The sequence below is a fragment of the Komagataeibacter xylinus genome (assembly GCF_004302915.1).
In the GTDB taxonomy this organism is placed as follows: Bacteria; Pseudomonadota; Alphaproteobacteria; order Acetobacterales; family Acetobacteraceae; genus Komagataeibacter; species Komagataeibacter xylinus_C.
The window spans coordinates 48249-57745 of record NZ_QQBI01000020.1 but is presented as its reverse complement, the minus strand read 5'-3'; the positions used below and the strand labels follow the sequence as shown (position 1 = coordinate 57745).

The 9497-nt window shown below is 60.9% G+C and carries 14 protein-coding genes; 4 read left to right on the top strand and 10 right to left on the bottom strand.

All coding sequences use genetic code 11. The features are described from left to right. Nucleotides 1-204 precede the first annotated feature (204 nt). Nucleotides 205-1074, bottom strand: coding sequence for a sulfurtransferase (locus tag DV027_RS11660; RefSeq protein ID WP_130732014.1), 870 nt, complete (start codon nt 1072-1074; stop codon nt 205-207). Nucleotides 1075-1202: 128 nt separating this feature from the next. Beyond that, nucleotides 1203-1991 (bottom strand): SDR family NAD(P)-dependent oxidoreductase, encoded by a 789-nt coding sequence (locus tag DV027_RS11655; protein WP_130732012.1) that lies wholly within the window; start codon nt 1989-1991, stop codon nt 1203-1205. 383 nt (nt 1992-2374) lie between these two features. Between DV027_RS11655 and DV027_RS17605 the strand changes: the two genes are divergently transcribed. Then, nucleotides 2375-2536: a hypothetical protein gene (locus tag DV027_RS17605; protein WP_165399182.1), complete on the top strand. Its 162-nt coding sequence runs from the start codon at nt 2375-2377 to the stop codon at nt 2534-2536. Between the two features lie 139 nt (nt 2537-2675). Here the strand turns inward: DV027_RS17605 and DV027_RS17600 are convergent, their stop codons facing one another. After that, complete coding sequence (locus tag DV027_RS17600) at nt 2676-2951, bottom strand: hypothetical protein (protein WP_165399181.1); 276 nt, start codon at nt 2949-2951, stop codon at nt 2676-2678. A gap of 128 nt (nt 2952-3079) precedes the next feature. Beyond that, nucleotides 3080-3487 (bottom strand): hypothetical protein, encoded by a 408-nt coding sequence (locus DV027_RS11645; RefSeq protein ID WP_242621872.1) that lies wholly within the window; start codon nt 3485-3487, stop codon nt 3080-3082. A 201-nt stretch (nt 3488-3688) separates the two neighbouring features. Between DV027_RS11645 and DV027_RS11640 the strand changes: the two genes are divergently transcribed. Both DV027_RS11640 and DV027_RS11635 read left to right on the top strand, forming a co-directional pair. Further along, entirely contained in the window at nt 3689-4876 is a 1188-nt protein-coding gene (locus DV027_RS11640) for an MFS transporter (RefSeq protein ID WP_130732008.1), read from the top strand. Then, the gene (locus DV027_RS11635) at nt 4876-5220 is read left to right on the top strand and encodes a DUF952 domain-containing protein (protein ID WP_130732006.1); all 345 of its coding nucleotides are present in this window, start codon (nt 4876-4878) and stop codon (nt 5218-5220) included. Before DV027_RS11640 ends, DV027_RS11635 begins: the two co-directional genes overlap by 1 nt. A gap of 18 nt (nt 5221-5238) precedes the next feature. On the opposite strand, the gene DV027_RS11630 is transcribed toward DV027_RS11635, so the two are convergent. After that, entirely contained in the window at nt 5239-6021 is a 783-nt protein-coding gene (locus tag DV027_RS11630) for an MgtC/SapB family protein (protein WP_130732032.1), read from the bottom strand. A gap of 173 nt (nt 6022-6194) precedes the next feature. Between DV027_RS11630 and DV027_RS11625 the strand changes: the two genes are divergently transcribed. Beyond that, nucleotides 6195-7076: a DMT family transporter gene (locus DV027_RS11625; RefSeq protein WP_130732004.1), complete on the top strand. Its 882-nt coding sequence runs from the start codon at nt 6195-6197 to the stop codon at nt 7074-7076. Nucleotides 7077-7314: 238 nt separating this feature from the next. Here the strand turns inward: DV027_RS11625 and DV027_RS17595 are convergent, their stop codons facing one another. The 5 genes from DV027_RS17595 to DV027_RS11605 all read right to left on the bottom strand — a co-directional run bounded on the left by DV027_RS17595 (nt 7315) and on the right by DV027_RS11605 (nt 9468). Beyond that, the gene (locus tag DV027_RS17595; protein WP_165399180.1) at nt 7315-7461 is read right to left on the bottom strand and encodes a hypothetical protein; all 147 of its coding nucleotides are present in this window, start codon (nt 7459-7461) and stop codon (nt 7315-7317) included. A gap of 24 nt (nt 7462-7485) precedes the next feature. Beyond that, nucleotides 7486-8067, bottom strand: coding sequence for a hypothetical protein (locus DV027_RS11620; protein WP_130732002.1), 582 nt, complete (start codon nt 8065-8067; stop codon nt 7486-7488). A 111-nt stretch (nt 8068-8178) separates the two neighbouring features. Further along, nucleotides 8179-8541: a hypothetical protein gene (locus DV027_RS11615; protein WP_130732000.1), complete on the bottom strand. Its 363-nt coding sequence runs from the start codon at nt 8539-8541 to the stop codon at nt 8179-8181. Nucleotide 8542: 1 nt separating this feature from the next. Further along, nucleotides 8543-9040: a hypothetical protein gene (locus DV027_RS11610; protein ID WP_130731998.1), complete on the bottom strand. Its 498-nt coding sequence runs from the start codon at nt 9038-9040 to the stop codon at nt 8543-8545. Next, entirely contained in the window at nt 9040-9468 is a 429-nt protein-coding gene (locus DV027_RS11605; RefSeq protein ID WP_130731996.1) for a hypothetical protein, read from the bottom strand. The genes DV027_RS11610 and DV027_RS11605 overlap by 1 nt, the downstream gene beginning before the upstream one ends. Nucleotides 9469-9497 lie beyond the last annotated feature (29 nt).

Genomic DNA, 9497 nt, shown 5'->3' with positions numbered 1-9497 from the left:
AAATTTCTTTTGTGCAAAACAGACTTTTTCATAATCTAACCCGATGTACAACCCTTCTGTGAGATTTCCGCGTCGAGGCCATGACCAGGGACATCATGGCCAGCCATGCCAGGCAGGGAGAAGCGGCAAAAGGATCGTAAGGCCGCTCCGCGCGCAGAGGACTTTCACGCCACGACAGGCGCGAAAGTCCGCTTATTTCTTCCCTCAGGCGCCGTTATAGGGTGCGGCGGCTTTTGGCAGCCCGCCTTCAATCGGCAGCGCCGGGTTGCGCGACCACTCGTTCCACGACCCCATGTAGATGCGCAGCCTGCTGAACCCGGCCGAAGCCAGCGCCACATAGGTATTGGCGGCACGTGCACCCTTGAAGCAGTAGATAATGATGTCATCATCAGGATGCAGGTTGCGCGTGGCGGCGAGTGCGCGGATTTCATCAGGCGTGCGGAAGGCGGCGTGGTTGTCGGTCACCTTCATGAAGTCATACCATTCGATCCACACGGCACCGGGAATACGGCCCTTGCGTGGCGCGAAATCAACCCCGTAGGGCGATGAACTTTCAGCCAGCCACTCCACCCGGTCGCGGTTATCAAGCAGCTTGATGGTGGCAGAACCCAGCGCCGCCCGCACGTCGGCCTGCGTTGCCATGAGGCTGGCATCGGGCCGCAGGGGGAAGTCGGTGCGTGCGGGGCGGGTGACATCGGTTGTCAGTGTGCCCCCTTCCCTGCGCCACGTGCTCAGCCCACCGTCAAGAATGCCCACTTTCGGGTAACCCAGATAACGCAGGATCCAGTAGCCCCGGCAGGATGCACCGTAGCGGGTGTGCAGGGCATCTTCATAAACGATGGCGGTTCTGGTGCCATCCAGCCCGTAATCGGCAAAAAGGGTGGCAAAGGTCTGCTGCAGCTTGTGCAGCCCTTCATGCGAGGTTTCGGCCAGATAGGTAAAGATGTCCGGCATGTTGACGGCACCGGGAATGTGGCCTGCCGCGAAACCCTTGGGGTCGCGCACGTCAATCAGGAGCACGTTGCTCCCTGCGGCACGCACGTCGTCTGGTGAGTAAAGAACGGTGGTGGACATGAAAAATCCCTGCGGCATGGAAATGGACAGACCCCTTTTTCCTACCAGCAATCCGCATGGTCATGGAGGGGCCGCGGCACGCCCCGGCCATGACCGGCACGGGACGCACGCGCACAGGGTTGGCGAGGTCAGACCGTGCTCAGCACGCCGCCATCAACGCGCACGGCCGCCCCCGTCGTGGCCGATGCCTGCGGCGAGGACAGGTAAACCACCATGTTCGCCACCTCATCCACGCCTGCTGCGCGGCGGATGATGGAGGACGGACGATGCTGCATCACGAATTCCGCCGCCACTTCCTCCATCGTCCTGCCGGTTTTTTCCTGCTCGGGCCTGAGCATTTCCGCCAGTCCTTCCGACAGGGTCGGCCCTGGCAGCACGGAATTCACGGTTACATTGGTGCCCGCCATCCGCTCCGCCAGGCCGCGCGCGATGCTGACCTGCGCGGTCTTGCTGAAGCCGTAATGGATCATCTCGACCGGAATGTTGAACGCCGATTCCGATGAAATGAATACCACACGCCCCCAGTCACGCGCCTGCATGCCCGGCAGATAGGCCCGTGAAAGCCGCACGCCAGACATGACATTGACCTCGAAAAAACGGGTCCAGTCGGCATCCGGGGTTTCAAAAAAATCTTTCGGCTCAAAAATACCCAGATTGTTGATCAGGATATCACATTGCGGGTGGGCCGCCACCAGCGCGGCACAGCCTTCCGCCGTGCCCAGATCGCCTGTAAAGCCCGCCACGCTGCCCTTGCCCAGTGCGGAAAGGGCCTTGATCGCCTCCGCTACCGCTGCCGGGCGGCGCCCGTTGACGATGACATGCGCACCGCTCGCAGCCAGCCCCCTGGCAATGGCCAGGCCGATCCCGCCGGTTGAGCCTGTTACAATGGCCGTCCGGCCTGTCAGATCAATCTGCATGGTTGGTCTTCCTTTATCATGCGGGCGGGCACGCTCATGCCCCCCGGCGTTTTGTGAATCTTACAAGACCATGGATGCTCCGGCAGGGCCAGAAGGATGCGCGCCGCTCAGGCCATATGGCGGCATGACCATCGTGATTCGCCCGGTCCTGGCAGTTTTCCGGCATTACATGATTATTGCCACGTAGCAGACCTGATCCCTGATGCGCAAAAGAATAGATTCCTAATAATACCATCAGCAGATTGATCTGAACCACGTGCATGAGGAAAAAAAGCCGCGGCCTTGCAAAACAGGATTCATACAATCGTCACACTTATGATGTTCCATATTTGTTAAGCATCCCTGCCTGCGCTTTGGCGGGCTTTTTCAGAGGTTTCCGGATCATGAACATACAGTCCGATTCCACCCCCAAACCCCGTAAAGAGCCGCATGAAGAATGGCGTGAAGCCCTGTTGCGCGCCTGGCGAAGCAGGCGCGGCTATGCCCGCCCGCACGATGGTGTGCAGACGGTATCCGATGAAGGCTTCCTGTATGATGATGCCTGACATGCATGGCAGCCTCACGCAAAATTCAGGTATTGACCTTCAGCGATATAAGTGATGCATTCGGTTACAAATGAAATAGCGCTATGCCCTTTATATCATCGGGCCGTTATTTTATAAGGCAATATCTGATTTGCAAAAATCAGTTCGTTAGGAAGGAATAAATTACATGAAAAAAGCACTGCTTTTTGCTGCGGCCCTCGGCCTGGCCCTGCCCGTCGCTGCTCATGCGGATGACAACAACGAGCAGCACCATGGCGAGCACCGTGGCCATCACGGCGGTCATCGCGGCGGTCATGACCAGAACGGCCAGGGTGGCGAGCATGGCGACCGTGACCACGGTGGCGATGAGCGCGGTGGTGAGCATGGTGACCACGAACACGGTGGTGAGCATGGCGACCATGAGCACGGCGATCACGGCCAGCAGTAATCTGCGCGCCTGACACCATGTGTCAAAAAAGGGGGCTCCGGATGGAGCCCCCTTTTTTTATTCCCGATATGCTGGCTCCGTACGCGCGGGCATCTGCTGCTGGCGCTCCGGTCTGTTCAGAATAGGATCAGATCAATGCCGATGCCCATCGCCATCATGCTCCACAGGCCCACCAGCGTGGCCTTGCGGCGGATGATATGTCGCGACAGGAGCACGATCAGCGGATCGCCCTCAGTTGCGGTGGTCCGTTCCCCTGGCTTGAGCTCGCGGTAAAGCCCGCCGTTTTCTGTAACGCCCACCATATTGAGCAATCCCTGGCGAAAGTTGCGCAGGTCTTCTTCGGTATAGAGCGTCTCGCGGTTGATGGTGATGGTTTTTGGCCCGCAGCGTAGCAGGCGCATGGCGCGCAGGTGGCGGGGGCGGATACCCAGGTAATCCGATGCTTCCCCTGCCGGCAGAATGGCCCGGCGCGGAAAATGCAGTACGGCGGGCCCCGTGTCATTACCAGGGAGCGGCGTCATCATGCGAACCTTTCCATACTATTCATACGCACTGGTGGTTGATTGATCCCACGGTGCTCCCTTGGCACCGCGATGACCAGACCGATTTTGCATCCTGCCCGTAATTATGCGCATTCTCCCCTTTTCGTCCTGCGGATATGGCATTAAAGCGGCCCGGTTCCGCTGTGCCTGCGCGCAGGCGGCGTGCCGGGGGTAAATGCGTTTATGATGCGTATCATCATGCTCTCGATGGGGGCGTTTGTCTGGCTGGTGACCGAGGTGCTGCCAATAGGGCTGCTGACGGACATGGCGGCCGGCCTGCATGTCTCGCCCGGTCGCATCGGGCTGCTGGTCACGGGCTATGCCTGGCTGGTGGCGCTGACGGCCATCCCGCTCACGTTGCTAACCTCGGGGCTGGACCGGCGCATGCTCATGGCGGCACTGCTGGGGCTGGCGGGGGTGATGGATATCGCCTGCGCCTTTGTCACGAATTACGCGCTCATGGCGGCGATGCGGGTTGCACTTGCACTCGGTCATGGCATTTTCTGGTCGACCATAGCGGGCGTTGCCGTCCGCCTCGCGCCGCATATGCCGGTGGCGCGTGCCACGGCATGGGCCTTTACAGGGGTTGCGGTGGGGTTTGCGGGCGGCATTCCCATGGCTGCGGCCATCGGGCAGTGGCTGGGCTGGCGGGCGGCATTCATGGCGTGCGGCATTGCGGCGCTGGCCGTCATGGGGGGTGTTCTGGCATTGCTGCCGCCCCTGCCCTCGCAGCGCAGGCATCTTGATCTTCCAGCCCTGCTGCGCCAGCCGGTGCTGCGTTACATCGCCGTGCTGACCACGCTTGTGGTCAGTGCCCATTTCACGGCCTATACCTATATCATTCCGCTTCTGTCAGCCATACCACATGCGCCAGAGCGGCTTATACCACTATTGCTGCTGATCTATGGCGTGGTGGGGATCGGGGGCAACTGGCTGGGCGGCCACCTGCCCTGGTCGGCGGGGCGCACGATTGGCATGGCCATGGTCGCCCTGATGTCCAGCCATGTGCTGCTGGTCGCCTCAGGCTGGGCATCATGGCTGGCATGGGTGGACATGGCGGCATGGGGCATCATTGCCGCCCTGATCAATCTTGGCCCGCAAAGCTATGCCATTGAACTGGCGCCCCATCAGCGCGAGGCCGCCTGTTCGTTCTGTGTCACGGGCTTTAATAGCGGCATCGGCGCGGGCGCGCTGTGTGGCGGGGTGGTTCTGTCCGGTGCGGGCCCCTACGCGGTTCTGGCCTGGAGCGCGGGGCTGGCCGGGGTGGCCCTTCTCGCGTTGCGTGCGGGCAGGCATTATGGCGGCCAGCATGTTTCCACTGGCGGCGCGCTGCCCTATGCTTCGCCCTCCCCTGACCGGACCAGAATGTGATGACAGAGCATATCGTCTATAAAATCCTGACCGCCCCCGAGCATGAAGCATTCGCCCGCGCGGGCCTGTTCAAAGGCTCGCCTGCTGATGTGGCTGATGGTTTCATCCATTTCTCCACAGGACCGCAGGTGCATGGCACGCTTGAAAAGCATTTTGCAGGCCAGAGCGGCCTTGTGCTGCTTGCGATCGATCTGAGCCTGCTCGACCCGGCGGCAGTGCGCTGGGAGCCATCACGCGGGGGGCAGCTTTTTCCGCATCTCTATGCCACCCTGCCTGTTGGCGCTGTTGTAGCCACGACCGCCGTAACCCGTGATGCACAGGGGCGCGTGCAACTACCGGTCTGAGCAGCCTGGTCAGGCTGCCTATTCGGGATCATGATCGCCTTCATCGGTTTCCACGCTGATAATGCCGTCAATGTCCGATAATGCAGCAACAAGGTGCGAGACGGGCCGCCTGCCGCGCACCTTGATGAACAGCGTGACCGTGCCATGGCCCGGCCTTTCATTGGGCATCGGCATTTCCGCATCGTGCTGCCGGTCACGCAGGTCCTGCAGGGCATCGGGGTCCTGCAGGGATCTGTCCGGCTGTTCCAGCTTTACGCGGGTAATGGTGAAACGCAGCCTGGTGCAGCGGATCAGGATCACGCGCAGCAGTCCCCGCCCATCGGGGTAGGACACGAACAGCCCCACCGAACGGGCGGCATGATCGCGTGGAATAAAATGGCTGATGCGCGGAAAGCCGAGCATGATGATGAAATGACCGATGGTTGTCGCCACCGCCAGCGTAATCAGCCCCGCCCCGCAGGCCATGCCCAGTGCCGCAGTCAGCCAGACTGACGCCGCCGTGGTCAACCCCCGCACGATATCACGCCGCATGAAGATGACGCCACCGCCAATGAACCCGATGCCCGATACCACCTGTGCCGCGATGCGTGAGGGGTCCAGCACGACACGCCCCGCATCAAGAATGTTGTTGAACCCGTATTTTGACACCAGCATGAACAGCGCGGATGCCACCCCGACCAGCGTGTAAGTGCGCAGGCCAGCACTTTTCTGCCTGAACTCCCGCTCCATCCCCACCAGCGCCGACAGGACGAAAGCAAGCACGAGTTCACCAAGCTGGAGCCAGCCTTCCCCCGATGACATATTGGCAAAAAGTGACAAGACCGCCCTCCCCTGCTTCAAACCATGCGCATGGATGTTAAAACAGCACGGAAGAAGGCCGGGTTGCGTGCCTTCGCGCAGGGTAAGCTCTGCTTTATTTCTGGTTATCTGGAGGAAGAAGTGCGGATCGGAATGAAACAATGGCGGGCGTGTGCATGACGATCTTGAACCTTCCCTCACGGCAGGAACTGGCCCTGATGGCCGTAACACTGTTCTGGGGTGGCACGTTCCTGATCGTGCATGTCACGCTACGACATTGCGGCCCCCTGTTCTTCGTTGGGCTGCGCTTCATGACAGCAGGGCTGATCGGCTGCGCAGTTTTCCACCGCGCCCTGCGGCGGATCACCCTGGCCGAGATGGGCGCGGGCATGGCGATTGGTGTTGCAATATGGGGCTGTTACACCCTGCAGACCTATGGGCTGCAAACCATCAGCAGCAGCCGTTCCGCTTTTCTGACCGCGCTTTACGTGCCGATCGTGCCTCTTCTGCAATGGATCGTGCTGCGCAGGCCGCCACGCATCATGAACTGGGTAGGCATCGGGATGGCTTTTGGTGGCCTGGTACTGCTGGCAGGTACGGGTGCCACGCAGGGTGGGTTTGGCCGGGGTGAATGCGCCACCGTGCTGTGTGCCGTATCGGCGGCAGCCGAGATCATGCTGATCAGTCGTTGTGCACTGTTGGGAGACAGCAGGCGCATCACCGTGGTGCAGTTGCTGGTGGCCGGACTCCTTGCCCTGCTGGCCATGCCGGTCACGGGCGAGCGCCTGCCCGCATTTTCATGGATATGGGTTGCCGGAGGCGTGGGCCTTGGCGCAGGCAGCATGCTTGTGCAACTGGCCATGAACTGGGCGCAGAAAGCCGTCTCGCCCACACGGGCCACCATCATCTACGCGGGTGAGCCCGTATGGGGCGGGATTGTCGGACGCATGGCCGGTGACCCGCTGCCAGCCACATCGGTGCTGGGCGCCTGCTGTATTGTTGCGGGCGTGCTGGCAAGTGAAATCAGGTTGCCTGCACGCTCGTCACCCAAAAAGTGATCAAGAACAAAAGTTGGCGGATGTCGCCTTTTTGAACTAAGAGACTGTTTGAAAAGTTAGCCCAGCAAACATCCAGAAATCATAAGGAAGTTTTTGGTGAAGCTTTTTTCAAAAAGCTTCGAAGAACACCGCCTTTTTAAAAAAGGCGGCACCCAAAAATTTTTATCATTTTTTATCAATGAGTTGTTTTCAAACAGTCTCTAAAGCGACGTTTTGTGAAGTGTCCGACCGACTTTTATCAGGCCACCGGCGGCCCAAGGCGTTCGCGCATCATCCGCTGCCGCCGCCAGTGACGTTGCATAAAAATTCCCCCAGCCAGCAGGCTGACGGCATTGCCCACCACAATGCCACAAAGGAAAGGAAAGATTGTTGCGGCATTTTCCATATTGCTTCACCTGCTCATGACCATTCATGCACCATGCGTTGCCACGAAAACCGTAATCCGCCCGATTGCTGCCTGCGCAGACAGGGTCGTGCCGACCGCCAGGCGCCGTGTCGTCATGTCCACCATGGCCTTGAGCAGCGAAATGAGCGTTGACGCGGCATTCGCTGCTGTTTTCGCCTCCGAGACCACAGTGCTCGACAGGTCGGATGCCATGCCGGTAATGACTGCGATAACCAGCGTATTGATCTGCTCGATATCGGCTACAATACTGTCAAACGCCGTGCGGACGCTGGTATTGTCATAACTGACCGACGTACTCGACCCGGCGGCCGTCCTGAACGCATCGAGCGCTTCCTTCAGTGCTGCAATAACCGTATTGGCCAGCGCCACGTTTGCAGGGCCCATGGCTGCCGCGACACATGAAAGACTGATGGCGGTATTGGCGAAGGACACGAGGGCATTGCCGTAATCCGTTACTTCAGCCACGTTCAGGGTAATGGTGGTGACCTTGCCCGCGCGGGTGAGTGTGCAACCGGGGAGCATGCCGCCCATTAGCGTTGCGGCCCCCATGCGCAGCACGCATCGGCGGGAGAGCATAAGATTCATGCGCCTGTTCCTGTAAAAAAACCGCCCTGGCGGCGGGACATATGTGACTTATTTTTGCCGCAATGAAGGGCAGAATAGGGATTGCAGCTTCGGCTCACATCGGCCATCCACCTAGCGCCGGAGCTGCACCCCCTGTTTTTTCAGTGTTTCGGGCTGGCCTTTCCGATTCAGGACCGGAATACCAGCAGCCGTCACGGCCTGCTTCGCAGCAGGCTTGTCAGCCAGCGGCACCCGCACGCCAGACTGCCCCGGCTTGAAGTGGTTTTCCGCCCAGCCGATGTTCAGCCCGATGGTGGTCATGAGCTGGTAGGCCAAGGCCCAACGGCTGCCTGCGTGCGGCGGCGGGATGATGGCGGTGGCGGCACTGCATGCGAACACGAAGATCGCGGCATACAGCGCGTATTGCTCCGGCACTTCGGTCAGCAGGAGTGCGATGACGGCCCCGAGGCCGCCGAGTTTTGCGGTGGTGTTCATGTCATGCCTCGATGGCTTGCGCGAACAGGGCGACGTGTTGCGGGTCCACGTCCCCTGCCCCCAGCGCGGTGTTGTAATTGGTTTTCCAGAACCGGCATTGCCCCGCCGCGTCATCGGCGCCGGGCAGCGGATCGGGCGCGCGGTAGCATTTCAGCCGGGCCATGGCGCAGGCATAGGGCAGGTTGCCCACCAGTTGCGTGGCGCGGTCCGACCCCACGGGCCACCCGGCCTGCAGGGCGAGCAGCCGGGCGCGGATGGACGACAGGCGTGGTGCTGGCAGGAAGGTGGCCCAGATATCGTCATGCGTAAACGGCTCCATCTGCCACAGCCCCAGCGCCGGGCCGCCGCCTTCCTGCACCAGCACGCGGCAACCCGTTTCAGCCAGCGCGATGCCCGCCAGCAGGTTGACCGCCGCCTGTCCTCCGAGGCCGATGAAAGCGAGCGTGGGCGCAATGACACGGGCCTTGAGGTCGGCCAGCAGGCCGGGCGGCGCAGCCATCACGACCCATACCCGAACGCGCGCTTGCAGAACGACCATGCGGCATCGCCAATCTGCCCCCAGCCCAGCAGGCCGGTGGCCAGCACGATGAAGGTCATGGTCACCCACGAGGTCAGTTTCAGGCCGCCCTCGATGCGGGCCAGCCTGCCCGATATCTCGTTATTGCGCTCGGTGGCCGTGTCGGTCATGTCGTCCACGCGCTCCATGATCTCGCGCCGGGTCTGGGCGCCGGTATCGGCCATTGATTTTGTCAGGTCGCGCCGCAGGTCAGAGAACTGGACAGACAGGGTATTCAGCCCGTCGCGCAGGTTGTCGTGGCCGCCCTCGACCTTGGCCAGCCGCTCGCGCACGCGGGCCAGGTCCTCGATCGTGGCGCAGCGCATCGGTGCCACCGGGCCGCCTTGCGTCAGGGGTGCTGTTTCACTCATTCATTTTCTCATAAAAAAACCGCCCGGAT

Coding starts and splice junctions, on each gene's coding strand:
- DV027_RS11615 (WP_130732000.1), bottom strand. CDS start 8,541: ATGAACACCACCGCAAAACTCGGCGGCCTCGGGGCCGTCATCGCACTC.
- DV027_RS11635 (WP_130732006.1), top strand. CDS start 4,876: ATGACAGAGCATATCGTCTATAAAATCCTGACCGCCCCCGAGCATGAA.
- DV027_RS11620 (WP_130732002.1), bottom strand. CDS start 8,067: ATGAATCTTATGCTCTCCCGCCGATGCGTGCTGCGCATGGGGGCCGCA.
- DV027_RS17595 (WP_165399180.1), bottom strand. CDS start 7,461: ATGGAAAATGCCGCAACAATCTTTCCTTTCCTTTGTGGCATTGTGGTG.
- DV027_RS17605 (WP_165399182.1), top strand. CDS start 2,375: ATGAACATACAGTCCGATTCCACCCCCAAACCCCGTAAAGAGCCGCAT.
- DV027_RS11655 (WP_130732012.1), bottom strand. CDS start 1,991: ATGCAGATTGATCTGACAGGCCGGACGGCCATTGTAACAGGCTCAACC.
- DV027_RS11660 (WP_130732014.1), bottom strand. CDS start 1,074: ATGTCCACCACCGTTCTTTACTCACCAGACGACGTGCGTGCCGCAGGG.
- DV027_RS11610 (WP_130731998.1), bottom strand. CDS start 9,040: ATGGCTGCGCCGCCCGGCCTGCTGGCCGACCTCAAGGCCCGTGTCATT.
- DV027_RS11645 (WP_242621872.1), bottom strand. CDS start 3,487: ATGATGACGCCGCTCCCTGGTAATGACACGGGGCCCGCCGTACTGCAT.
- DV027_RS11605 (WP_130731996.1), bottom strand. CDS start 9,468: ATGAGTGAAACAGCACCCCTGACGCAAGGCGGCCCGGTGGCACCGATG.
- DV027_RS11630 (WP_130732032.1), bottom strand. CDS start 6,021: ATGTCATCGGGGGAAGGCTGGCTCCAGCTTGGTGAACTCGTGCTTGCT.
- DV027_RS11640 (WP_130732008.1), top strand. CDS start 3,689: ATGATGCGTATCATCATGCTCTCGATGGGGGCGTTTGTCTGGCTGGTG.
- DV027_RS11625 (WP_130732004.1), top strand. CDS start 6,195: ATGACGATCTTGAACCTTCCCTCACGGCAGGAACTGGCCCTGATGGCC.